The sequence below is a fragment of the Streptomyces sp. CA-146814 genome, from assembly GCF_050942385.1.
In the GTDB taxonomy this organism is placed as follows: Bacteria; Actinomycetota; Actinomycetes; order Streptomycetales; family Streptomycetaceae; genus Streptomyces.
Window position 1 is genome coordinate 3,004,515 of record NZ_CP192068.1, and the last position, 23,486, is coordinate 3,028,000.

The window sequence follows — 23,486 nt, forward strand, 5'->3', positions numbered from 1 at the left end:
CAGGGTGCATTACCAAACACTCCCGGTAGGATAAAACGCTCTTTTAGAGGGCGTTTTCGATCCTGTTGAGGTGCTGAAGCTCTACGACTCGGTCGGGTGGGTGGGCTATACCAGCGACGTCGACAAGCTCTGTCGCGGTCTCGTGAACTCTCACCTCGTCATCACGGCACGAGACGGATCGGGATCCCTCCTGGGACTGGCCCGGACCATCTCCGACGACGAGCACATCTGTTACGTCCAGGACGTCGTGGTCAATCCGGCGAACCACAGGCAGGGGGTTGGCCGGGCGCTGGTCGAGCACCTGATGCGACGCTACTCCCACTGCCGTTTCTTCCTCGTGTCCACGGACCACGAGTCGTCACCCGAGGGCAACCGCAACCACGCGTTCTACCGGAGCCTGGGCTTCCTGTCTTACGAGGAAAAGGAGATGGCAGGCTTCGGACTGCCAAGGAACCGCCCCGACCTGCGCGATACAGCTCCATAGGCAAAGATCCTGACGAGCTACGGAGTGTTACTGGAGCAGGATCATCTTGCGGAGTAGTTCGAATCCGGCCCGGCCGTAGAGCTGCCTTCTGATCTTCTTGATGCGGTTGACGGCGCCCTCGATGCTGCCGGAGCTCCAGTCGAGTGTGAGCCCGGCTGTCACGGCGTCGAGGTCGCGGAGCAGGTGGAGTGCGAAGCCGGTGAGGCCGGGTAGCTGGCTGGCGTCGACTGCGTCGATCTAGGCAAGGAGTGTGGAGCCGAGGCGGTCGGTGAGTATCTCGCCGAAGTCGCGGACGTGTCCGGCGGCCTTGTCCAGTTCGGGGCAGTGGGCCAGCACCTCCTGCAGGCCGGCCTTGTCTTCCTCGGTCAGGGCCGTGGGGTGTCGAGTGAGCCAGCCGGTCACCTGCCGCACCGTCGGCGGCCGGGGCGGCGCCTCGGGCGGAGCCCCGCGCAGGGTGGCGATGTAGGCGCGGACCATGGCGTAGGTGACGGGAGCGTGTTCGGCAACCAATTCGCTGTGCAGTCGGGTGACGCTGGTGCATCCGTCGGCGAATCGCCGCTCCAGGTGGGGCTTGTAGGGGTCCAGCCTGCTGGGACGGGGCCGGTTCTCGCGGATGGTGTCCTGCCAACGGCCGGCGTTCGCGTACCGGAGCACGGTGTTGAGGCCCCAGCCCAGGTGCCGGGCGATCGCCCGGCGTGAGTGGCCTTGGGCAAGGAGCTCTTGGACCAGGGCATATGCGGCCTTCTTCCGCTCGGCTCGCCGGCCGACGGGCTCCTCGCCGTCCGGCGGCCGACTGGAAGACATTCGGGTGGCCTCGGACAGTATGCCGGTGGGCGACGGGTTGCGCAGGCAGTCGCGGTGGGCGGCGACGCAAGTCTCCACGCCTCGGCCGAGGCCCTGCCACAAATGAAACCGATCGGCGACCTGCAGAGCACCGGGCGCACCGCGCCGGGCACCTTAGGCGTAGGCGCCGGCCCGGTCCCGGCAGATGATCTCCACGCCGGGGTGGCGGATCAGCCAGGCGGCCAGCGGCCCGGCTTCACGAGTCGGGAGTACGTCGACCACACGGTGGTCTTCGACGCTGGTCAGGACGGTGGAGTAGGTCTGGCCTCGGCGGATCGCGAAGTCGTACACGCCCAGCACACGTGGCGTGCTGAACTGCGGATCGGGCAATGCCATGACCCTGCGCAACAAGGTCATCCGGTCGGCTCCGAATCCCAACTGGGCGGCCAGACGGGCGCCTGCTCGCCCGGCCAGCGCGAGCCCCACTCGCTCCAGGGCGCGGTTGAGCCGAGTAGTGAACCGCGCGTGCGGAGCGGCCAGCTGAGAGAACGGCTCGGCAAACGTCCGGCGCGGGCAGTGCGCCGACCCGCAGATGAAGCGCCGGACCGTCAGCCGGATCACAAAGCCCTGCTCAGCGAGTGGAAGGAGCGGGTGAGGTAGAAGCCGACGGTGTCGATCGTGTAGCGGTCGGCGTCGTCGAGGAGGAGGTAGTCGAGGAGCTGCCAGGCATCTTCCTGGGGCAGGCCGCGCGGGTTGCGGGCGCTCTTGAAGTCGATGAGGAGGCCGTCGGCGATGAGGTCGGCGTCGGCGGTGACGCGCGCGCCGGGGAGCGTGGGGCCGGGGGTGCAGTCCGCGGGGCGGGTGCGGGCGCGCAGGTCTGCCAGGGGGCCGTTCGCGGCCTGGTGGAGCTGGGCGACGACGTCGGGGTGGGGAAGGCGCAGGAGGCGGTCGGGGGTGAAGGCGTCGGGGTTCTTCAGGGCGGTGAGGAACAGGGGTGTGTAGGTGAAGCCGAACGCGCTGCGGGCGCACACCTGGTACCACGCCGTAGTCGAGCGCGGCCGTGGCGGCCGGGCCGCTGTCTCGCGTGCGAGACGTCCCGGGGCCGGCGGCGACGGCGTCGTGGATTGCGGCCAGGGCGCGGGCGACGTTGAACAGCCGGTACGCCTGGGCGCGGCTGATGCCGAACTCCGCGTCGCAGTACGGCTGTTACAGCGAAGCTCCAGCATCCTCGCGGTAGCGTCGATCTCACAGACCATAACAATTGCCGGACTTGGAGATTTAAACCATGCGAATTGTGGCCGCTGCAACCGGGGCTTGGTACCTTTTTTGCGCGTATGTACTGACGGTGGAAAATGGGGGTTCAGTTTTTATGGCCGCCCCTGTCGCCGCTTGCGCAATGACGATGCTCGGGTCGGCGTACCGTCACGGCGGAACACGAGCGCTGCGGTCCGCGTGCTGGGTAGTAGTGCTGATGGCTGCAGCATGGACGGTCGCGGGGACGTCATTGATCATTGTCCACGGATCTTACGAGCATGCCCTGACGGCGGCTCGCTCTAGCGCTCCCATCATGCTCGCCTTGTTCACACTGCCAGCCGCGCTCGCACTGGTCGCATCGAGGCGAGAACCGTAATGCCTGAACTATCTCTTCGGTCATTTCCGCCATTCTGCCGATTGGTGACCTAACGTTCCTTTGGTCCGTTTTTCTGCAGACTTGATACTGAATTGACCGAGGGCTGACGGATGGTTTTTGAGCCAAATATTTTCCGATAATGCACCTTCTTCCCACTCCCCCATGTTGGCTTAAAAGTAGGGTGCCCGTCTGATCTTCAGGCGCCGTCCGGCCTGCTCACCAGCGGCTATGCGGGACTCGATCGGCGCGCATATCGGCCATCTTCACGACTAAATGATGTTACGGCGCGGGTCCGCTTAGCGAAAGCCTTGGTCGGCGGCAGGCCTTCGGTCTAGCCTTACTCGCGTAAATGCCTCATCGAAGATTGCGGAACTAGGGGGGATTTGATTGAAGATCGGACCCAAAAGGGATATTATGCGCTCGCTCGGAGTGGTCGCCGCGGCATTGGCTATTGCGCTGAGCACCACCACCTCGGCTAGTGCCCACTACGTGTACGAAAACGAGGAAGTCTGGGCAAACGCGGACAGCAGTAAGTGCCTGTACAACTATGCCGAGGTTTCACACGGCAGTCGTGGCGGATACACCAAATCGCAGGCGCACACTGGTCAAAATACTGGCCCCGGGGGTTGCATCTTCCCGTGGGTGCGTCCGGCTGGCGAACTTGCCGCAGGTTACCGCTATCAGAAGTGGGATGGCGCGAAGTGGTACACCTGTCGAATGCTCCTCAGTGGTGACGGGGTTTTCAGTAAGACCTCGACAGGTATCTACACGGTTTCCTGGGACTTTGGGGTGGCTCCGCCGTGCGGTGGGGGCTACTACGGCACGATCGGGTACTCGGGCACTTTCTACGGTGGTGAGTGGCTGGCGAGAGACGTTCCAGTCTGGTCCGGCCAACACTACATCGAGCCCTAACGCGCACCTGCGGAGAAGGAGTCCAAATGTCCAAACTCGTGACCGGTGCGATCGTTCTTGCCAGCGCGATACTGATAGGCGGAACGGCCCTCACGGCGTCGGCCAGCAACAGCGACATACCACCCGCTCCGCCGCGCCCGGAGTGGGTAAAGCCAGACGGCAGCGTTGACAAGAGCAAAATACCTGACTCCTTCCCTGTTATGGGATCGGACGGAAAGCCGGTCCTGGATGAGAACGGAAACGAGGTCCGGGAGCGCAATGACTTCCATCCGGACGCGCCATCAGGCAGGTCTGGTGATGAGGGTCGAGTCAAGAAGCGCTGGGTTGAGGTAGACGAGAACGGCAACAAAGTCGAGGTTGCCGAAGTCGAGCCTGTTTCCCCGGTTGGGCAATGAGCTCTCTCTAACCTTGCGGTGGTAGCCGCAGGGGGAACAGCCCTACACAATGATGAAGCTCCTGACAGCCGGGATCTCAAACTAAGGTCACCGTGTCTGTCAGGGGCTTCACGTGCTTTTCCGCCCATTCCCGCTCAGCCGCATTTTGCGCGAGGACAAGGCAACGTCCTTCACTGAGCTTCTTCAGCGGCGACGCTCCAGGGTGAGGATGGCTTTGGCGATTGACGTCATGTGGTTCGGGCTGCATCGGGACCTGCGAAAGATGCGCCAGGACTTCAGTCGTGCGACACCGCGTTCGACCGGCGCCCGTGCTTCGGCCAGGGCCCGGTTGAGGGTCTTCTCGATGGAGGTGAGGTCCTGCAGGGGTCTGCGTTTGATCCCCGTGGTCACCCAGGGGCCGCCGCCCTGGTAGGCGAGATCGGCCAGGATGGGGACGCCCTGGCGCTCACAGATGCGGATGATCCGGTGGGTGCGGGCGGCGGTCAGGTCGTGGGTGCGGCCCGGCAGCGCGGGTGACAGCCACAGCAGCCGGCCCTGCGGATCGGTGGCCACCTGCACGTTCACACCGTGGCGGCGGTGCTTGTGGGAGTAGTCGGCCCGGCCGTCGCCGACCCGGTCGCACTCGGCGAGCGTGCCGTCCAGCAGGGCGCAATCGGGATCGGTCTCGCGCAGAACCTTCAGCAGGCCCGGAGCGCGTTCGGCGAGCAGGTCGATGACCGCGCTGGTGTAGGCGTGGGCGGTGGACTCGCTGATCCCGAACCCGGCAGCGATCTTCGCCAGGGTGGTGTGCTCCCGCAGGTACACCAGTGCCGCCATCGCACGCTGAGACGGACGGAGTTTGCAGCGCCGGTCACCCTCACGGGTGACGACGAGCATGGTCACCCACTCCACGAGCGCATGCGGCAGGTCGAGTGAGGCAGGATAGATGACCAGCGGGGCCCCCGAGCAGTGTTGTTGAGACGTCAGATATCTCGATCAACAGCTCGGGGGTCGTGTTCGTTGCGCTGCGCAGGCCATCACCCGATCGGTGACCATCTCGAAGAAGCTCACTGAGCCCTTTCCAACCTGACGGCTGGGTCGGGGTGTTGACGTGTAAGGGCTGTACGGGACGACGAAGCTCTTGGTAGACGGGTTCTCGACCAAGATCACCCATGTCTGCCAGGAGCTTCGCGATGGCAGCCCGTCCCCTGCTGGACACGTCCACCGAGCAGGTCACCAACCGGCTGGAGCTGGGCCGCGCGATGGCCGTGCTGCCGCCTGAGCAGCGCACGGTGCTGTATCTCGCCTACCACCACGACCTCACTCAGACACAGATCGCCGAACAACTCGGCATGCCGCTGGGAACCGTCAAGAGCCACCAGCGCCGCGGCCTCCAGCGGCTGCGGACGCACACGGTGATCGACTGATGCCGTCCAGGGAACCTATGGACGCGTTCTGCACGTGGTGCGGAAGCCCGGAGACCATGCGCGAGGCAGGACGAGGGGACTGGGCCTGCCTGGGATGCGGCAACACCTTCACCCCCCGGATCTGCCGCCGCTGCGGCCCGGCCCGCACGCGGCGGTGCGCCCACGATGCGCCCGTGCCGTTCACGGCCCGTTCGCGCACGTTCACGTGCGAGGCCTGCTCCGTCACGTTCTCCGACCGGTGAAGGGGTCGATGGCTGTCCGCCCGACGCGGGGGAGTGTTCAATGATCGGCGGATCCGATGATCAAGGAGACGCCAGATGAGCGACACCACCATCGAACAGATACCGGGCAGCGAGCCGACGGCGGGGGCGGTGGCGGCGAGTGACGAGCAGCTGGTCGCGATGCTCGTGGACCGGGCCCGGTCGGAGGGTCTGCAGCTGACTGGGGAGGGCGGGCTGCTGCAGCAGCTGACCAAGCGGGTGTTGGAGTCCGCCCTGGAGGGCGAGATCACCGATCACCTCCGATACGAGAAGCATGACGCCGAGGGCCGGGGCAGTGGCAACTCCCGCAACGGGACGCGGGCGAAGACGGTGCTGACCGATGTCGGCCCGGTCGAGGTCAAGGTCCCCCGCGACGTGGCGGGCACGTTCGAGCCGGCCATCGTCAAGAAGCGGCAGCGGCGCCTGTCCGGCGTGGACGAAATGGTGCTGTCGCTGTCGGCGAAGGGGCTGACCCACGGCGAGATCTCCGCCCACCTGGCCGAGGTCTACGGCGCGAGCGTGTCCAAGGCGACCATCTCCACGATCACCGACAAGGTGATGGACGGGATGGCGGAATGGTCCAACCGCCCGCTGGACCGCGTCTATCCGGTGCTGTTCGTGGACGCGATCAACGTGAAGATCAGGGACGGGCAGGTGGCAAACCGTCCGGTCTACGTCGTCATGGCCGTGACCGCCGAGGGTCATCGCGACATCCTGGGGATCTGGGCCGGTGACGGCGGCGAGGGCGCGAAGTACTGGCTGAGCGTGTTCACGGATCTCAAGAATCGGGGCGTCGACGATGTCCTGATGCTGGTCTGCGATGGGCTGAAGGGCCTGCCCGAAGCCGTGGAGACGGTCTGGCCTCGAACGATTGTCCAGACCTGTGTCGTTCACCTGCTGAGGAACAGCTTCCGGCACGCGGCCCGCCAGGACTGGGACAAGATCGCCAAGGTGCTCAAGCCCGTCTACACGGCACCGAACGAGGCCGCCGCGACCGAGCGGTTCAGCGAGTTCCAGGAAGCCTGGGGCAAGAAGTACCCGGCGGTCATCCGGCTCTGGGAGAACGCCTGGGCCGAGTTCGTTCCCTTCCTCTCCTTCGACGTCGAGATCCGCAAGGTCATCTGCTCGACGAACGCGATCGAGTCCGTCAACGCCCGCATCCGCAAGGCCGTCCGGGCCCGCGGGCACTTCCCCAACGAGGCCGCGGCCCTCAAGTGCGTCTACATGGCGCTGATGAGCCTGGACCCGACCGGCAAGGGCCGCAAGCGGTGGACCATGCGCTGGAAGGCACCCCTGAATGCCTTCCAGATCGCCTTCGAAGGCCGGCTCACCCCGGCCGCCCACTGACCCCTTACAAGAACTGGATCAGCCGTCTACTGGACACACCCTACGACAGCCAGCACCCTCCAAGCTCTCGGGGGTACCCGCTCATGACCCTCAGTGATCGCACTGCAATCTTTCGTACGCTACTGAAGTCTCTACTGAAATGAATCTTGCGGTACTGAAATCTTCAGAGCCGCCCGACAAGGAGGGCCGCACCTGGATCTCACCCCAGTCGCGACCTTCGCAAGTCTCTTATAATTTTCCGGCCGCATTTGCGGTAGGGTTCTTATAAGTTCTTTCCGATCGCCGGAGGTTCCATGACCCCGCCCCTTGTCGCGGCTGCTCCTGAACCCGGAGGCTCAGCCGTCCAGCTGGCCGCTCTGGGGACGAAATGGGAGTACCTGCACCCCGCCCTGTACGCGGGTGAGGCGGCGCGGCGGACGGCCACTCCCAATCACCCGGCGAACGCGGCGGGCACCCGGGCCTATCAGGAGCATGTTCGGGTCCTCCGGGAAGAGCACATCCGCAACGAGGGATGGCAGCGGCTCCTGCACGATCACCTGGAGCTCGTCTACAACCCGGAGAAGGCGATCGCGATCGGCGTCATGATCGGCGACGCAGCAACCGGCAACCGTCGTCACCACCCCACCAACTTGCACAAGCGGGGCGCCGCGACGGCCCGGGCCGCCGAGCGCAACACCGTGCAGCTGGAGCTGTTCCTGTCCTCGCCGGAGCCGGACGAGGCAGTGCTCAGTAACGACGAGGCCGAAGCGCTGCAGGTCTGGTTCCTCGTGTCTTACCGCGTCCGGACCGGAGATTCCGTACACATCCACAGTGAGCTTTCGCTGCCGGCCCGGGTGGAGCGCGGGTTCGTCGTCAAGTGGAAGCGTCGCATTCCTCTGCCCGTCCTCGAAATGGACGGAATCGAGCCTCCGGACGAAGATGGGCAAGAGGAGATCGACATCCCCGTCGACTTCCGCTGACGCTCCCGGCCGGGACGGTGGACCGTACGCCGCCCCGCCGCGCACCACCGATCCCGAGGCAGTCTCACCATGGTGACCCCGTCCCGCATCACGCTCGCCCGCAAGCGCCGGGGCATGACACTCGCCGATCTGTCCAAGGACGCCAAGGTCTCGCTGCAGAGCCTGTCCAACTACGAGACGGGCCGCACAGTGCCCCGGCGGGCCACGATGGGCCGCATCGCGAAGGCCCTCAGCTACCCGGAAGTCTTCTTCGAAGGACCGGATCTGGACGAGTTGCCGGCCGACGGCATCTCCTGGAGGGCGCGCAGCAAGACATCGGCGCGCACACTGGACGCCGCACGTGCGGCCGGAACCATCGGGGCCGTGCTCTACGACTGGATCGACCGCCGCTTCCGACTCCCCGCGGCCGACATCCCCTCGTTCACCAAGCCGGACCCGGAGACGGTGGCCGGCATGGTCCGTACCCGGTGGGACCTCGGGGCCGCGCCCGCCCCCAACATGGTGCACCTCCTCGAGGCCCACGGAGTCCGCGTCTTCTCTCTGTCACCGGACTACGCCGAGGTGGACGCCTTCGCCGTATGGCGCAACGGCACCCCGTTCGTCTTCCTCAACACGATGAAGTCCGCTGAGCGCGGCCGGTTCGACGCGGCCCACGAACTCGGTCACCTCGTCATGCACGGGAGTGACCGCGAATGCTCGGGCCCCGAGGCCGAGCGCCAGGCCAACGACTTCGCCAGCGCCTTCCTCATGCCGGCCGCCGGCGTCCTCGGCCACATGCCGCGCGGCGCCCACGTCGACCAGATCATCAAGGGAAGAACCATCTGGAAGGTCTCCGCCATGGCTCTGACCTACCGGATGCACGACCTGGGACTGCTCACCGACTGGCAGTACCGCTCCGCCTGCACCGAACTGAGCAAGCGGGGCTACCGCACCGGCGAACCGCAGGGGATGAAGAAGCGGGAGACCTCCCAGATCCTCACCAAGGTCTTCCAGGCCTTGTGGGCCAACGGCACACGCCCGTCGGCGGTCGCAGCCGAACTGGGACTGACCGTCGAGGAGATGAACAAGATGCTCTTCGGCCTCACCGCGGCGATCGCCGACGGTGGAGACAAGCATGGGAAGGGCGACGCTCAGCGACGCACACTGTCGCTCGTGCCGTGAACTCCTCTCCCTTCACGCTCGATGCCTCGGCCCCAGGCGGGCTCGAAGGACGACGCCGGTCCTGCAGGCAAGCTGTGTGAAAGCTCTCGAAGTCCTCCCGGGGATCGCGGAGGGCCCGAGTCACGACCGGTGACACAGCCCCACAGCAGCCCTGCTTGCCCTGCGGTTCGCCGGCCGCCCTTGGGCTGCCGTCCGCACACAGGGGCCACCCGCCCGCGGCGTCGTGTCACTCAGCCAGCTGAGCGCGGACGAGTTCGTCGAGTCGCTGCCACGCCGGCGACGAAGCGCTGACCGTGCCCTGTATCAGTGCGGGAATATCAGAGGCCGCGTCCAGCTCGGGTGGCTCGTCCGCTCCGTAGCGTTGCCGGGTCGCCCCCGCGATCCGGCGGGCGAGGTCATGGATGCGGGCATCGTCGACGTCAAGTCCGTGGGCACGGTCGTAGTCGAGGAACAACTGGCGCAGCGGCGGATCGGCCAAGATGTCGGCCTGGTCGTGAAACAGGTTGATCGCGCGGTCCGGATGGGTGGCGAACACGAGGATCCACAAGTCGCGTTGCAGGTCCACCCAGCGAGCGGTGAATCCCCAGTCGGCCAGGTGCTCCAGATGGGCGTCGACCTCGGCGGGCAGCGGGGCCGGGTGCCCGAAGGCGAGCTGTCGCATCCGACGCTGCGCCGCCCGCAGGCCACGAATGCGGCCCGTGAGCTCGTCGTCGAACTCGCGCAGCGCCCGCCGGTAGTCCTCCTCGTTCGCTGATCTCAGATCCCGGATACGGGCCAGCGGTACACCGGCTTCGGCCAGCGTACGGACCTTGATCAGCTCGATGACGTCGCTCGCACCGTAGCGCCGGTAGCCGGACGCGTCGCGGTCGGGCTCCGGAAGCAGCCCCTTGTCGTGATAGACGCGGATGGTCTTGATCGACACTCCGACGTACCCGGCCAGCCGCCCGATGGTGATCACCTGGCCATCGTCCCACTTGACCCTGCCCCTGGGGCAGGGTTGCAGCATGGCGTCATGACGAACACGAACATCGATCGGAAGACCCTGCGCGAACTGGCCGACGCGGGTAACGAGACCGCTCTGGACCGGCTGGCCGACCTTGCCGACGCGGCCGACGATCTCGGGGAGCTGAACGATCTGCTGGACGAAGGATCCCAGCATGCCGGGCTCCTCCTCACTCGACGCGCGGCCGCCGCCGACGACCTGCGCGAGCTGCAACGGATCGCCGACGCCGGGTACGACGAGGCCGGGCAGGAGCTGGACCGGCTGCTGAAGGCGCCGGCCGACGAGCATCGGGGGTGAGGATCCGGCCCAGCCCCAGCGGCCACGCGAACAGGAGGCCGCGGCCGGTGCCTGACCGTCCTCAATGGCCAGGCCCGAATGCGCGCGCAGGTCGTGCCGCACACGGCCCGGGCCGCGCCGACGCCCGTATCACCGCCGAGACCACAGCACTGGTCTCCCGGCTGCCGGCCGAGACCGGCGAGTCGCCGTACTGCTGCCGGGCCGACCGCGCGTGGCATCACCAACAGCGTCTCGGCGTCCACGGTGCGCCGCCGGCTGCGCAGGGACGCGCTCGAACACTGGCAGCACCGACCTTGAATCTCATCGTCGCCCGCATCTTCCGCGCCAAGGCCCAGCGGGTACTGGGCCTTGGCCCCGAAGGCGGCAGGGCAAGTCCCCGGGCGCGGGCGAGCACGTCATCGGCACCGGCGAGAATGCCTCTGTCCAGGTCCACGGCACCAGGAGCCCTTCGCGAGCGACGTGTGTTCCGAGCCCTTCGCAACGGCTCCTCCCATCGCGGCAAGAATGCAGCGGGCCGACTGCCGACCGCGTTCCCGGCCCACAGCAAAACCGTCGCAGTGGTAGTTCGCAACCTCCGACCTGCACGATCTGCTGGCCCGCTCGACAGGCATGCATCCGCGAACCGCACGAAGGCCGTTGCAGAGCCTCGCGGCCCGAACGCCACCGTTGAGGCGGCTGACGCGGACCCGCTGAGGTAGGAGTAATTTTCAAGACCTGTGCATTTAGTTGAGGTGTGTGACTGTTCGCGATGGCTGGCGGATGTTCATGCAGTTGGCGAGCCGGGGCAGCGGACGAGTGGGGCCGGTGTCCGGCTTGTGGGCAGAGGGCCTCCTCGTCGACCCGGGCGCATGCGGCTGGAGAACGGCGCAGGCCTTCGCTGCGACCACATCGCCGCGAAGGCCCTACCCCATAAGCGTTGTCAGATAAGGGAGACGGCGACCAGCGCGACGGCGGAGCCGCCGAAGACCACGGTGTTGCGCAGGTAGGTCTGGGCGCGCACCCAGTGGGGGAAGGCGCCCTCGGCGGCCTGGAGGAAAGGCTCGACTTCGACGCGAGCCAGCTCCGGGTCGTCCTTGCGCCGGAAGGCGGCCTCCACGGACTTCACCGCGGTGAGGTTGCTGTAGACGATCACCGCGTTCATCAGCAGCACCAGCGAGGAGAATATCCAGGTCAGCAGCTGGGCCAGGTCGGCGCCCGCGAAGTTCACGGCGGCGGTGGCGGTCATCACGACGGCCACGGCCACCGGGGCCGCGGTCTCGTGACCGCCGGCGTCGAACCGGAGCTTGTTCTCCTCCAGCACCTCCGGACGGACGTTCTGGCGGCGGAGCTCGGCCACCGCGGCGGCCTTCGCGGCGGGGCCGAACGGTGGCGGACCAACAGGATGCTGATGAAGGCGGCGGCGACGAGCAGCTGCATGACGGCGGCAAGAGTGTTCACGGGACTCTCCTTGGGCTTGCACTTAGTTCAACTGGCTGGCCGAGAAGACGGTAAGCCCAGACTTGAACAGCGTGCAAGTACCTTCTTGAACTTTGTGCAAGCGCTGCGTACGGTGAGGCCATGGCACGCGACACCCTCACCCGGGACCAGATCGTCCGCACCGCCGTCGAGCTCCTGGACGCCGAGGGCTTGGAGGGGCTCAACATGCGCGCCTTGGGCAACCGGCTCAACTCCGCCGCCACGGCCATGTACTGGCACGTCAAGAACAAGGACAACCTCGTCCTGCTCGCCACCGACCAGGTGTGGGGCGAGCTCACGCTGCCCGACCCTGACGAGGCCGACTGGCGCACCGCGGCCACCGCCATGGCCACCGACCTGTACGCGATGTTCACCCGGCACCCATGGCTGGTGCAGGTCTTCACCGCGCACGTCGTCTACGGCGAGGGCAAAGCCCGCCACGACGACCACAGCCTCGCCGTCTACGAATCCGCCGGCTTCACCGGCGCCCAGGCCGACCAGGCCGCGGCCGCCGTCTTCACCTACGTCCTCGGCAACGCGGCCGGCATCGCCGCGACCGCCTCACTCACACGGAAACTCAACGAGGCCCACAGCACCGCCGAAGAGCAGTTCCAGCACACCATGACCAAGGCGCAGGAGATCGCCATGCGCTATCCGCGCCTGCGCGCCCGGCTGGACACCCAGGCGGCGGCCGACTACGCCGCCGCTCCCGACAAGACCTTCGAGTTCGGCCTCCAAGCCCTCCTCGACGGCCTGGAGCCGGAACTCGCCGCATAGACCGACCCGAATCCCCATCGGTCAAGTCGGTCACCAGCAACCCGCAGGCCCTGCCCTCGGTGAAGGGGCGTCGTACCTCATCGCACGCGACGCCCTCACCGAGCATTTCCCGCCCAGACCTCGCGGAACCGGCTGCTTCGGCCACGGGCTCGCCGGCTACCGTGAACTGCACTTGCCAACTGCGGTGAACAGAAGCGCCGTGACCAGTCAGGCGCACCCGCTCAACCGCCAACTATCGCGAACAGTCACAAGGTGGATCACGCTGCGAGGGTCTCATCTCGTTCGACGAGGAGGCCATTCTCGAAGCGGGCGCCGGCTCGGACGAGGGCGACGAGGTGCGGCGCGGCGACCGCTCGCCAGCGGGCCTGGGCGGACTCGACGAGCTTGAAGACCATCGCGAGGGCCGCGGCCGGGCTGACGGCGCCGCGGGTGACCTTGGTCCGAAGCTTCACGGTGAAGAAGGTCGACTCGATCAGATTCGTCGTCCTGAGATGGACCCAGTGCTCGGCGGGGAAGTCGTAGAACGCCAGCAGCTCGTCTACCTCGCCGGTGATCTTCTTGACGGCCTTGGGGAACTCCGCCCCGTACGCCTTCTCGACCGCGGTGACCGCCTTCTCGGCGTGCGCACGGTCCTCGGCGTTGCAGATCTCCTGCAGAGCCTTCTTCGCGCCGGGCTGCGCGGACTTCGGCAGCGCGTTCGAGACGTCCTTGTTTTGTGTACCCAACACCTCTGGTACCTGGTCTGCGGAAACACCTCCGCCAGCGCCCTCCACAGGCCCATCGCACCGTCGCCGACCACGAGCATCGGGTCGCGCATCCCGCGCCGCCGACAGTCGCGCAGCAGGCCCGCCCAGGACTCGGTGGACTCGCGCAGGCCCTCGGTGATCGCGATGAGTTCCTTGGTGCCGTCGACGCGGACGCCCATCAGGACCAGGAGGCAGGAGTGCGTCTGGGACAAGCGGATCTTGGGATGGACGCCGTCGGCCCAGACGTAGACGTAGTCGGATCCGGCCAGGTCACGGCGCTGGAACTCGGCGTGATCGGCGGTCCACTGCCGCGTCAGCCGAGTCACCCTGGTCGGCGACAGCCCGGCCGAGGAGCCCAGGAACTATTCCATCGCGGGCACGAAGTCGCCCGACGACAGGCTGTGGAGATAGAGCAGCGGCAGCACCTCGCTGATCTTCGGGGACTCCCGGCACCAGGGCGCCAGGATCTTCGAGGTGAACCGCCGACGTTCACCCGTGGTCTCGTCGACCCGCTTGTCGTTCACGCGCGGGGCGGCCACCTCGATGGGCCCGGCAGCCGTGGTCACGGTCCGCGGCCGGTGCCGGCCGTTGCGGACCACCAGCCGACGACCGGCCTCGTCACGCTGCCCGGCGAGTTCGGCTATGTACTGGTCCACCTCCGACTCCAGAGCGGCGGCCAGCATCCGCCGAGCAACCTCGCGGACCGAACCAGGGCACCCCACAACCGTTCCCACGCGCGGCAAGCCGGTGCCGGTCGAGGCCGCCCTTCTGCTTGCAGGCCGTAATGCACCACCACCGCATGGACGCATCCAGAACCTACAGATTGGAAGATCATTCTATGTTCTGCCTGGCAGACCCCGTAGGGTGTGCCTGTAGGCAACGTCAGACACAGGAGGTCACATGGCGCAGGGAGCAGAGAGGCGCTCCGACCTGCTCGTCGATGCGCTGGCTCTCATACGGCAGAACCGGGACGAACGGCGTGCCGACTGCGCCGCGCTGCGCGACGAACTCGCGCAGGCTCTCGTCGTGGTCGCCGAACTCCAGGACCGGCTCGCAGGCGAGGAGCAGGGCTTGGAGCAGGCGGAGACGATGTACCAGTTCATCGAGGCCCGCGTTCCTGGCCCCAGGGACGCTGCACAGCCAGACCCCGCCGCACCGCAGAGCCCCGAACCGCCGCCCCACACGCCGGAAGAACCGTCCGTGCCGCGGCAGGGCGCTGTTTCGGCCTCTCTGGACGAGCTCCAGGACGATGAGTCCAACAGCCTGCAGGACTTCGTCATGACGATCCTTGCCACGTCGGACCGCGCCATGCACGTCGATGAGGTGGTCGAGACCATCGAGCTTCTGCGGGCCAAGGGACACACCGGGAAGCTCGGAAATTCCAAGCGCCCCAGCGAGGACGTGCGCACCGCGCTCAACCGGCTGGTCGGCAAGGGGCGCGTGGAGAAGGTCGCCTCCGCCACCTACGCCGTGGCCAAGGACCTGCCGACAGCTCAGAAGGCCGAGGCCGCCTGACCTAGAAACGCGCCTCTGATCAGTTGTGTGAGAGGGGTGGCGCCGCCGGATTGCCCTCCGGCGGCACCGTACGTGCCCCTGATCATGGTTCACGTGCATCCCAGTCTAATCGACGGCACGCCCGCTGGGATCGCGTGGCCTAGTTCTGCATGCCATTTACTGACTAATGGCATAGAAGGCAGGCCTTCATGTCGGATACTTCACCTAAATCATCAGCACTCCGCCGAGGCGGGGCTCACAGCTCCCGGCCACAGCGCGACCCCGAGTCCGTCCTCCAGCAAGCTCACGGTGACGACGTCGGGCCAGCTGATTCCGCTGAGCAGATTGACGATCGCCTGCCGGTTGACCCCGGTCAGCGCGGCGGCCCGCCGCAGGCTCAGCCCCTGCTCCTCCAACCTCTTCCCGAGGATGCGCGCGAGCGCCTGGACGACCCTCGCCTGAGGGTGACCGATCATGATCGCGTGGGGCCACGCGTCCGGGTTCTCGGCAAAGTCCCTCGGCGCCGTACTGCGCTGCGTGCCACCGGGCATCGAGATGCGCTCCTCCAGGTTGATGTGCACTATGTCGAGCAATGCGGCTATTTGTTCAGCCGATATTCGTGGTGCATCGCGCTGGATACCGAGATGAGTCAGGCAATCCTGCGGTACCGCCCCAAGGACGCCGCTCCCGAGTGGGAGGCGGTGGCCGACGGGGTGCGGATGGTCGTCGCCACCGTCGCCGACCACGTGCCCTACCGGCTCACCACGGTGCTGGGCGTCATGGCGACCCTCGCCATCAGCGCCGAACGCGCAGGACTGGCACGCGATCCGGCGGTCTGGCTGGAGCAGGGCACCATCACCCGTTCGCTCCTGCTGAATACCGACATCGCTCCGAACAGCACCCAGACCTACGCCTCGATCCTCGCCCGCGTCCGGGAGACCCTCATCTGGGTCGAGCGCGGCGAAGCGCCCCGCCCTCACCTGAGTGGGGACCGCTCCCGCGCCGAGCCCTACGGCACCAGTGACCTGACCCGTCTGGACGCCTGGTCCGACAATCTGCCGCCCGTCCCCACCGGCCGGGGCAACGGCAAGGCGCTGCTGGCGCTCGGCGCCGGGTGCGGCCTGCCGCCCAAGGAACTCCTCACCGTGCGCGGCACGGACATCCACGTTCTGCCCAGCGACGCCGTCGTCGTCCACGTCCCGGACACCGATCGGCTCATCGTGTGCCGCTCGCTGTGGGAGGAGACACTCGCCGCACTCGCCCGGACCGCCGGGGACAATTACCTGTACGCACCCGACCGGCAGGTCCCCTACCCGAAGAACGCCATCAGCAACTGGGTCAAACGCACCAAGCCCGGCGACCCGAAGATCCCCGCCCTGGACACCCGGCGCCTGCGAGCCACCTGGATCGTGTCCCTGTTGCGCGACCGCGTGCCGGCCGACCTGGTGGCCCGTGCGGCAGGCATGAAAACGACCGCGGCGCTCGCCCCCTACATGGCCTGGGTACCGGCGATCTCTCGCGACGCCGCCGTGCGCATGCTGCGGGGCTGGGCGTGAAGCGCCGCAGCGGGCAGCACCGGCCCGCCCCCTCACCTCACCCCTCCCAGCTGAACGACCGCCTCGTGCGGCAGGTCGTCGACCTCGTCCGGGCCAGCGGAGTCTTGGACGAACTCGCGGTGCTGGAGTCCTGCCGCCCCGGCCCGCGCGGCCTCATGTCGGAGACCGTCCTGGTCGGCATGGTGCTGGCGGCACGGGAGTTGCGCAGCACCAACGTGGACGACGCCTGGGAGTGCGTGCAGTTCCGCCTGCGCAAGCCCTGGCTCAAGTACTTCGGACTGACGGAAGTAGACCGGACGGACGTCGAGGCGACGCGTGCGTCGGCGAAGCGCTTCTACGACGCCTGGTCGCGCATCACAACGGTCCTGGACCCGGCCCGGCACGACCGCCGGACCCGTATGCCACGCGAGCAGGCCGTCATCTACCGGCGCGCCTGGCTGCACCGCAGGCACCACGACTCGACACCGGTCCTGTCCCGGATCGCCAACAAGCTGGTGCTCACGCCCGTACGCACCGCTGTCGCCCGAGGTCTGATGGACGCCTGGGCCGGCGACCTGTCGGTGGACGCCACCGCCCTTCCCACCTGGGCCCGCCACAGCACGAAGCGCCACGCCTCGCTCGAAGTGAGCGCGGGCATCCACGTCTCCGGTGGCGGCCACCAGACCTTCGGCTACAGCGCAACGCTGCTGGTCGCCGGTCACACCGAAGCGTCCCTCGCTGGCCGCTACCCCCAGCTGTGCATGGGTATGTCCCTGCACACACCCGGCAAGCAGATCGGCCCTCAAGCCGTCCGCCTGCTCCAGGTCGTCAAGCGTCTGTGGCCCATCCAGGGGTACCTGGCCGGTGACCTCGCCTACTCCGGCGCCAAGGTCGAGAACTTCCACGACCCCGTACGGGCCGTCGGCTACAAACCGGTCCTCGACTACAAGACCACCATGGTCCGCAAGGACAAGAACGCCGTCGAAGGCACCCTCGCCATCGCGGGCGACCTGCTCTGCCCTCACACCCCCCAGCGGATCATCGACACCTACCACCGCATGGCCGCCGCCAAGCAGAGCAAGACCCGCGAAGAGCTGTTGCCCGAAATGCTGGAAGCAGACTCCTACGTCCTCCCGCTCAAACAGTCCGCCGACCACCGCGGTCTGGAACGCCGCCAATGCCCCGCCGCCGGCACCAGCCCCCGCGTCACCTGCCCCTGGGCCAAGGAACGCGACGCCTCCGGAGCCCACCGGCGCCGGGTTCACACGCCACGACGTCCCGTCCGCGCCCGGCCCCACACCATCGACCTGACCAACCACCGTGCCAGGCAGACCCATCCGGACGCCAGGCCGACCGTGCGCCCACCGGAACGACCCGCCCACCAGCGTCCGGCCATCTGCCAGCAGTCCACGATCACCGTGCCGGTCGACATCATGCCCAAGCTCCGCCAGGACCTGCCCTGGGGCCGAGAGGCATGGCAGCGTGCCTACCGAAGTCTGCGCAGCCACGTCGAAGGACTCAACGGCCGCGCCAAGAACGTCGATACGTTCCTGCACTCCCGCGAGAAGCGGCAGAGCCGAGGCCGAGTCGCCCAGACCCTGCTGAGCGCCATCCAGCTCATGGTCGAGAACCTGAGGACCATCGAGTCCTTCCTGCGCGACCAGCGCCTGTGGAAGGAGGAGAACTACACCCTCGGCGACATCCCCGAGACCCCGGACCCGTACGAGGACCCTGTCGAGGAGGTCGGAGCAGACAGCTCCGCCCCACCACCCGAACCGTAGAAACTCCGTCGGCGACGAAGCGGGCTCAACCAGACAGCCATCAGCGCGCCGCAGGACCGTCCGAGTCCTGCGGCCGCTTCGCCATGCCCGCACAACCACAGCCAGCTCCGCTCACCGTGCCCACAGAGCCGAACCGGGCTTCCCCGAGCGGCATCCGCGTCGTACCAAGCCTGAAAACCACGAAATCCCGCCCAGTTGAAGTAACTGAACGGGAATTCGTGAACCGATCCCGAGCTAACTCGTGAACGGCCCGTTGTGGACCTGTGGGGATTTGAACCCCAGACCCCCTCGATGCGAACGAGGTGCGCTACCAGACTGCGCCACAGGCCCTTGCAACGAGTGAAACTCTAGCACCCTCACCCCGGTGCTTGGAAATCCGTTCCTCCGCTGGTCAGCGGTGCCGGGATTCCGGGGTCTCACTCGTTGGCGGCGCGGGGCCGGTCCTCGTCGTCGTACTGGTCGAAGAGGGGGGTCCGGCCCCGGTCGCGGGTGCGGCGGGACTGGTTGGTGCGCTGGCGCGGCGCCGGGTCCACCGCGGGGGTGGTCGGGTGGGAGGTGCCGGTCTGGGTGGGCTCGGCGGTGCTGGAGCGGGCCGCGCTCCACGTCTCCGGGTCGCCGACCTCGACGCCGCCGGTGGCCCGGGGGGCGACGGGGGCGGTGACATAGGTGGGGAGCGGTACGGGGACGGGCTCCCAGCTGTCGCCCTGGACCCGGCCGCGTTCGCGCTGCTGGTCCACCCACTCCGCGTGGTCCGTCTGCTCGACGAGCGCGCGGCGGCCGGCCTCCTGCGGGGAGACCGTGGGGACAGGTTCCGACTCCGGGTGGTGGGCGTCGGAGTCGTCGTCCTGGTCGGCGGGGGCGGAGGCGGCGGACTGGTGCCTGCGGGGGCGGTTCTCGCGCAGCCGCTGCGCCGCGACCTCGGCCCGGCGGCGGTCCATGGTGAACGCGAACCGGCGCCGTTCCTGCGCGCGCAGATGCACGATGTACGTGCTCAGCAGAACGGCCGGGACGGCCGGCGCCCAGAGGAAGCCGAGCCCGCCGACCGCGGCCACGACCGCGCCGAGGGTGAAGGCGAGGAAGAGGACGACGGTCGTCCGTCGGCGCCGGGCCAGAACCTGGGAGCGCTGGGCACGCCGGGCCCGCTCGGCGTCGGCGTCTCCGGTGCGCGGGCGGCGCTGGGCCGGTGGGCCGGCGGGCGCGGACGGCCCGGAATGCGCGGTGCGCTCGCCGGACCGGCGGTCGGGCGCCTGGCGGTCCGGTGGCTGGTGCGCCGGTCGGCGGTCGGGCGCCTGGCGGTCGGAGGCATGGGGGCCCGGGGCGCGCTCGGGAGCGTGCGCCGGGTCGTGCCCCCTGGCTTCCATATGCGCCGGAGGCGCGGCAAAGGCCCGGACGTCGACGGAATCCATACGGTCCGTCTCGGCGTCCGGGTCCACGTCGGGCCCCGCCTCCTCGGCGGTGCGCTCCCGCAGCTCCCTGGCATACCGGCGCTCCATCGCCGCCCGTCCGGACAGCAGCCGGATGGCGGTGCTGAAGCGTTCCGTCGGACGGGCTTCGTTGAGCTCGTCCTGCCTGCGGAGCCACATCGGCACCAAGTAGGCGGCCCAGGCCCCGACGATGACTGCGTAGATGAGGCCGCTGCTGCTCACGCTCACACCGTAGAGGGGTTTACGCGGAGGCATCCGCCAATTGGCCCGGTGTGTCGCACGATCCGGCTGATATCACGGACTTTTTTTGTGATTGATCGGATCAACAGTCACCAATAGTGCGAACCATTGCTGCCATCTGTCGATCAAATTCGAACACTTATTTTATTACGTGGATCGTCCGGGCCACTGCCCGGACTCCCCCGGGCCCTGCGGCGTCACCGGCCGCGTGCGGCGCCAGCGCCGGAGCATCCCCTCCGGCACCTCCTCGGCCGTGAGCGCGAAGATCAGGTGGTCCCGCCAGGCGCCGTCGATGTGGAGATAGCGCGGGCGCACGCCCTCGGAGCGGAACCCGAGCTTCTCCACCACCCGGCGGCTCGGCGCGTTCTCCGGGCGGATGCAGACCTCGATGCGGTGCAGCCCCACCGAGCGGAAGCAGTGGTCCACCGCGAGCGCCACGGCCGTCGGCATCACTCCGCGTCCGGCGACGCTCCGGTCGACCCAGTAGCCGATATGGCCCGAGCACATCGAGCCCCAGGTGATGCCCGCGACCGTGAGCTGGCCGACGAGCCGGCCCTCGTACTCGATGGCGAACGGCAGCATCCGCCCGGCGTGCGCCTCGGCGCGCAGGTGGCGGACCATCTGCCGGTACGTGGGCCGCTGTGCGACCGGGCCGCCGGGCGCGGGCGGCGGAACGGTGGCCTCCCAGGGGCGCAGCCAGTCGCGGTTGCGCCGGTTGACCTCACGCCATGCCCGCTGGTCGCGCATCTTTATCGGGCGCAGGACGATCTCGCCGTCGGTCAGCGTCACCGGCCAGGTCGCGATGTTCAGCTCGAGCTCCCCTGTCGGGGGTGGTCGCCGCCGCGGAGCTGGTCGACGGCGTGCACCAGGAGCCGGCCGAGGACCGCCAGGCCGTCCTTCACCCCGCCGGTGGAGCCGGGCAGGTTGACGATCAGGGTGCCGGAGGCGACGCCCGCGAGGCCCCGGGAGAGCGCGGCCGTGGAGACCTTGGCAAGTCCCTCGGCCCGGATCGCCTCGGGGATGCCGGGGATCTCGTGGTCCAGGACGCGGCGGGTCGCCTCGGGCGTGGCGTCGGTCGGTGAGATGCCCGTACCGCCGGTGGTGACGATCACGTCGTACCCGGCGGCCACTCCGGCGCGCAGGGCCGCCTCGACCGGGTCGCCGTCGGGCACGACCTGCGGGCCGTCGACCGTGAAGCCGAGAGCGGTGAGGCCTTCGGCGATCAGGGGGCCGCCCTTGTCCGCGTACACGCCGGCGGAGGCCCGGTTGGAGGCGGTGACGACGAGGGCGGCGTACGGGGCGGTCAGAGCGGCGCCGGTGGGCTCGGCCTGGTGTGCGCTCCGGTGGTGCGCCGGCGCCTGCGCGTTCGCGGGCTGTTCGTGGCCGGGGGCTCCGGTGGGATCGGGCTGCGTCACGGGTTCGTGGCCGGGGGCTCCGGGCTCGGGCGGCGTCACGCGTCCGGTCCCGCCGGTCCCTCCGGCGCGGTGCGCCGGTAGTCGCCGGACTTGCCGCCCGACTTCGCCTCGACCCGTACGTCGGTGATGACCGCGCTCTTGTCGACGGCCTTGACCATGTCGATCACCGTGAGGGCCGCCACCGACACGGCGGTCAGCGCCTCCATCTCGACGCCCGTGCGGTCGGTCGTCTTCACGGTGGCCGTGATCTCCACTGCGTCGTCGGCCACGGCCAGGTCGACGTTGACGCCGGAGACGGCCAGAGGATGGCAGAGCGGGATCAGGTCCGGGGTGCGCTTGGCGCCCATGATCCCGGCGATCCTCGCGGTGGCGAGGGCGTCGCCCTTGGGGACTCCTTCGCCCCGGAGCAGCTCGATGACGCGCGGCGAGACGAGGACCCGGCCGCTCGCGCGGGCGACGCGCGTGGTGACGTCCTTCTCGGACACGTCGACCATACGGGCCGCACCCGCCTCGTCGATGTGCGTCAGCCTGTTCTGCGTACTCAACTCACTCCACCCAGCGGTAAGGGCGCCGATCGGCCCGGCCGGAGGGGATCCTCCGGGCCGGGCCCGGAGGGGGTCCTCCGGAAGGCACGGCGGCAGATACCGTACCGCCACCGGGCGGCGGTCAGCGGAGCAGGATCACGTCCGTCTCCGTGCCGGGCTCGGCGGAGGTGGTGTCCTCGGGCAGCACAATCAGCGCGTCCGCCTGCGCGAGAGCGGCCACCAGATGCGATCCGGAGCCGCCGACGGGGGTGACGGTGCCCGCCTCCTCGTCGTACGTACCGCGCAGGAACTGGCGGCGGCCGGCGGGTGAGGTGAGCGCCTTGTCGGTGCTCAGCACGGCCCGGACGGTGGGGCGGTGGAGGTCGTCCGTGCGGCCCATCAGGGCGCGGATGGCGGGGCGGACGAACAGCTCGAAAGAGACGTAACTGGAGACCGGGTTGCCCGGCAGGGCCAGCAGCGGGGTGTGGTCGGGGCCGATCGAGCCGAAGCCCTGCGGCTTGCCCGGCTGCATGGCGAGCTTGCGGAAGTCGATCCCGCTGCCCGGTTCGTCCTCGTCGCCGACGGAGGAGAGCGCCTCCTTGACGACGTCGTACGCGCCGACGCTGACGCCGCCCGTGGTGACGATGACGTCCGCGCGGATCAGCTGGTCCTCGATCGTCGCGCGCAGGGTCTCGGCGTCGTCGGTGACCGCGCCGACCCGGTAGGCGATGGCTCCGGCGTCCCGGGCGGCGGCGGTGAGCGCGAAGCTGTTGGAGTCGTAGATCTGGCCGCCGGTCAGCTGCTCGCCGGGCTGGACCAGTTCGCTGCCGGTGGAGAGGACGACGACGCGCGGGCGGGGCCGTACGACGACGGTCGAGCAGCCGATCGCGGCGAGCAGCCCGATCTGCGGCGGGCCGACGATCGATCCGGCGCGCAGGGCCAGGTCACCCGGCTTGACGTCGCTGCCGCGCTCGCGGACATGGGCACCGGCCTCGACGGACCGGTGGACGCGGACCTCACCGGTGGCGCCCTCCGGGGCATCGGAGTGGGCCCGCATGGCGGCGGCCGGGCCCTCGCCCGTACCGCCGTCCGTCCACTCGACCGGGACCACGGCTTCCGCGCCGACGGGCAGCGGCGCGCCCGTCATGATGCGGGCGGCCTGCCCCGGCCCCACGACCTGGTCGTCGGCGAGCCCGGCGCTGCCCGCGGCGACGTCGCCGATGACCGTGAGGACGGCGGGGAACTCCTCGCTGGCCCCCTCGACATCGGCGATCCGCACCGCGTAACCGTCCATCGAGCTGTTGTCGAAGGGCGGCAGGGCCACCTCCACGACGACGTCCTTCACCAGGACGCAGCCCTGTGCGTCGGGCAGCTGCAGCTCGATGGGTTCGAGCGGCCTCACCGTGGCGAGGATGTCGTCCAGGTGCTCGTCCACCGACCAGATCGTGCTGCTCACGG

At 68.4% G+C, this 23,486-nt stretch carries 25 protein-coding genes, 1 tRNA gene and 1 pseudogene; 12 read left to right on the forward strand and 15 right to left on the reverse strand.

All coding sequences use genetic code 11. The features are described from left to right. Positions 1-70 precede the first annotated feature (70 nt). Positions 71-484, forward strand: a complete 414-nt coding sequence (locus ACQP09_RS13265) for a GNAT family N-acetyltransferase (RefSeq protein ID WP_433398770.1) — start codon at positions 71-73, stop codon at positions 482-484. 27 nt (positions 485-511) lie between these two features. Here the strand turns inward: ACQP09_RS13265 and ACQP09_RS13270 are convergent, their stop codons facing one another. The 4 genes from ACQP09_RS13270 to ACQP09_RS13285 all read right to left on the reverse strand — a co-directional run bounded on the left by ACQP09_RS13270 (position 512) and on the right by ACQP09_RS13285 (position 2,298). Beyond that, complete coding sequence (locus ACQP09_RS13270) at positions 512-646, reverse strand: hypothetical protein (protein ID WP_433398773.1); 135 nt, start codon at positions 644-646, stop codon at positions 512-514. A gap of 75 nt (positions 647-721) precedes the next feature. Next, positions 722-1,288 (reverse strand): helix-turn-helix domain-containing protein, encoded by a 567-nt coding sequence (locus ACQP09_RS13275; RefSeq protein WP_433398776.1) that lies wholly within the window; start codon positions 1,286-1,288, stop codon positions 722-724. Between the two features lie 153 nt (positions 1,289-1,441). Beyond that, on the reverse strand, positions 1,442-1,888 hold the full coding sequence (locus ACQP09_RS13280) for a hypothetical protein (protein ID WP_433398779.1): 447 nt from the start codon (positions 1,886-1,888) through the stop codon (positions 1,442-1,444). Beyond that, positions 1,885-2,298, reverse strand: a complete 414-nt coding sequence (locus ACQP09_RS13285; RefSeq protein WP_433398782.1) for a hypothetical protein — start codon at positions 2,296-2,298, stop codon at positions 1,885-1,887. The genes ACQP09_RS13280 and ACQP09_RS13285 overlap by 4 nt, the downstream gene beginning before the upstream one ends. 986 nt (positions 2,299-3,284) lie before the next feature. Here ACQP09_RS13285 and ACQP09_RS13290 point away from each other — a divergent pair. Further along, on the forward strand, positions 3,285-3,809 hold the full coding sequence (locus ACQP09_RS13290) for a hypothetical protein (RefSeq protein WP_433398785.1): 525 nt from the start codon (positions 3,285-3,287) through the stop codon (positions 3,807-3,809). A gap of 26 nt (positions 3,810-3,835) precedes the next feature. Then, positions 3,836-4,204: a hypothetical protein gene (locus ACQP09_RS13295; RefSeq protein WP_433398788.1), complete on the forward strand. Its 369-nt coding sequence runs from the start codon at positions 3,836-3,838 to the stop codon at positions 4,202-4,204. A gap of 183 nt (positions 4,205-4,387) precedes the next feature. Here the strand turns inward: ACQP09_RS13295 and ACQP09_RS13300 are convergent, their stop codons facing one another. Continuing rightward, complete coding sequence (locus ACQP09_RS13300; protein WP_433406578.1) at positions 4,388-5,137, reverse strand: transposase family protein; 750 nt, start codon at positions 5,135-5,137, stop codon at positions 4,388-4,390. Positions 5,138-5,376: 239 nt separating this feature from the next. Here ACQP09_RS13300 and ACQP09_RS13305 point away from each other — a divergent pair, with 239 nt between their 5' ends. The 4 genes from ACQP09_RS13305 (at position 5,377) to ACQP09_RS13320 (ending at position 9,337) form a co-directional block, all read left to right on the forward strand. Continuing rightward, complete coding sequence (locus tag ACQP09_RS13305; protein WP_433398791.1) at positions 5,377-5,610, forward strand: sigma-70 family RNA polymerase sigma factor; 234 nt, start codon at positions 5,377-5,379, stop codon at positions 5,608-5,610. A gap of 317 nt (positions 5,611-5,927) precedes the next feature. Continuing rightward, on the forward strand, positions 5,928-7,217 hold the full coding sequence (locus ACQP09_RS13310) for an IS256 family transposase (RefSeq protein ID WP_433398793.1): 1,290 nt from the start codon (positions 5,928-5,930) through the stop codon (positions 7,215-7,217). A 293-nt stretch (positions 7,218-7,510) separates the two neighbouring features. Further along, positions 7,511-8,176, forward strand: coding sequence for a hypothetical protein (locus tag ACQP09_RS13315; protein ID WP_433398796.1), 666 nt, complete (start codon positions 7,511-7,513; stop codon positions 8,174-8,176). A gap of 69 nt (positions 8,177-8,245) precedes the next feature. Then, positions 8,246-9,337: an ImmA/IrrE family metallo-endopeptidase gene (locus ACQP09_RS13320; RefSeq protein ID WP_433398799.1), complete on the forward strand. Its 1,092-nt coding sequence runs from the start codon at positions 8,246-8,248 to the stop codon at positions 9,335-9,337. A 226-nt stretch (positions 9,338-9,563) separates the two neighbouring features. Here ACQP09_RS13320 and ACQP09_RS13325 read toward each other — a convergent pair whose 3' ends face one another. Further along, on the reverse strand, positions 9,564-10,295 hold the full coding sequence (locus tag ACQP09_RS13325) for a MerR family transcriptional regulator (protein WP_433398802.1): 732 nt from the start codon (positions 10,293-10,295) through the stop codon (positions 9,564-9,566). Between the two features lie 54 nt (positions 10,296-10,349). Between ACQP09_RS13325 and ACQP09_RS13330 the strand changes: the two genes are divergently transcribed. Beyond that, entirely contained in the window at positions 10,350-10,637 is a 288-nt protein-coding gene (locus tag ACQP09_RS13330) for a hypothetical protein (protein WP_433398805.1), read from the forward strand. A gap of 919 nt (positions 10,638-11,556) precedes the next feature. Here the strand turns inward: ACQP09_RS13330 and ACQP09_RS13335 are convergent. Then, entirely contained in the window at positions 11,557-11,973 is a 417-nt protein-coding gene (locus tag ACQP09_RS13335; RefSeq protein ID WP_433398808.1) for a hypothetical protein, read from the reverse strand. A gap of 221 nt (positions 11,974-12,194) precedes the next feature. Between ACQP09_RS13335 and ACQP09_RS13340 the strand changes: the two genes are divergently transcribed. Beyond that, complete coding sequence (locus tag ACQP09_RS13340) at positions 12,195-12,869, forward strand: TetR/AcrR family transcriptional regulator (protein ID WP_433398811.1); 675 nt, start codon at positions 12,195-12,197, stop codon at positions 12,867-12,869. A 257-nt stretch (positions 12,870-13,126) separates the two neighbouring features. On the opposite strand, the pseudogene ACQP09_RS13345 reads toward ACQP09_RS13340, so the two are convergent. Then, positions 13,127-14,358: pseudogene (locus ACQP09_RS13345) on the reverse strand (IS256 family transposase). 157 nt (positions 14,359-14,515) lie between these two features. Here ACQP09_RS13345 and ACQP09_RS13350 point away from each other — a divergent pair. Then, positions 14,516-15,130: a hypothetical protein gene (locus ACQP09_RS13350; protein WP_433398813.1), complete on the forward strand. Its 615-nt coding sequence runs from the start codon at positions 14,516-14,518 to the stop codon at positions 15,128-15,130. A gap of 212 nt (positions 15,131-15,342) precedes the next feature. On the opposite strand, the gene ACQP09_RS13355 is transcribed toward ACQP09_RS13350, so the two are convergent. Further along, a complete protein-coding gene (locus tag ACQP09_RS13355; protein WP_433398815.1) occupies positions 15,343-15,702 on the reverse strand; it encodes a helix-turn-helix domain-containing protein in 360 nt (119 codons plus the stop codon). A gap of 51 nt (positions 15,703-15,753) precedes the next feature. On the opposite strand from ACQP09_RS13355, the gene ACQP09_RS13360 reads away from it, so the two are divergent. Together ACQP09_RS13360 and ACQP09_RS13365 are read left to right on the forward strand one after the other, a co-directional pair. Continuing rightward, positions 15,754-16,665 carry a hypothetical protein gene (locus tag ACQP09_RS13360; RefSeq protein WP_433398817.1) on the forward strand — a complete coding sequence of 304 codons (912 nt, stop codon included), beginning with the start codon at positions 15,754-15,756 and terminating at the stop codon, positions 16,663-16,665. Continuing rightward, the gene (locus ACQP09_RS13365) at positions 16,662-18,425 is read left to right on the forward strand and encodes a hypothetical protein (protein ID WP_433398819.1); all 1,764 of its coding nucleotides are present in this window, start codon (positions 16,662-16,664) and stop codon (positions 18,423-18,425) included. The genes ACQP09_RS13360 and ACQP09_RS13365 overlap by 4 nt, the downstream gene beginning before the upstream one ends. 256 nt (positions 18,426-18,681) lie before the next feature. On the opposite strand, the gene ACQP09_RS13370 is transcribed toward ACQP09_RS13365, so the two are convergent. From ACQP09_RS13370 to glp, 6 genes are all read right to left on the reverse strand, one after another. Beyond that, positions 18,682-18,755, reverse strand: a tRNA-Ala gene (locus ACQP09_RS13370). An 86-nt stretch (positions 18,756-18,841) separates the two neighbouring features. Beyond that, positions 18,842-20,071: a divisome protein SepX/GlpR gene (gene sepX / locus ACQP09_RS13375; RefSeq protein WP_433398821.1), complete on the reverse strand. Its 1,230-nt coding sequence runs from the start codon at positions 20,069-20,071 to the stop codon at positions 18,842-18,844. 165 nt (positions 20,072-20,236) lie between these two features. Further along, positions 20,237-20,878, reverse strand: a complete 642-nt coding sequence (locus ACQP09_RS13380) for a GNAT family N-acetyltransferase (RefSeq protein WP_404069079.1) — start codon at positions 20,876-20,878, stop codon at positions 20,237-20,239. A 17-nt stretch (positions 20,879-20,895) separates the two neighbouring features. Further along, positions 20,896-21,396: a MogA/MoaB family molybdenum cofactor biosynthesis protein gene (locus tag ACQP09_RS13385; RefSeq protein WP_433406579.1), complete on the reverse strand. Its 501-nt coding sequence runs from the start codon at positions 21,394-21,396 to the stop codon at positions 20,896-20,898. A 143-nt stretch (positions 21,397-21,539) separates the two neighbouring features. Continuing rightward, positions 21,540-22,049: a cyclic pyranopterin monophosphate synthase MoaC gene (moaC, locus tag ACQP09_RS13390; protein WP_432148025.1), complete on the reverse strand. Its 510-nt coding sequence runs from the start codon at positions 22,047-22,049 to the stop codon at positions 21,540-21,542. Positions 22,050-22,170: 121 nt separating this feature from the next. Next, positions 22,171-23,484 (reverse strand): molybdotransferase-like divisome protein Glp, encoded by a 1,314-nt coding sequence (gene glp, locus ACQP09_RS13395; RefSeq protein WP_433398825.1) that lies wholly within the window; start codon positions 23,482-23,484, stop codon positions 22,171-22,173. Positions 23,485-23,486 lie beyond the last annotated feature (2 nt).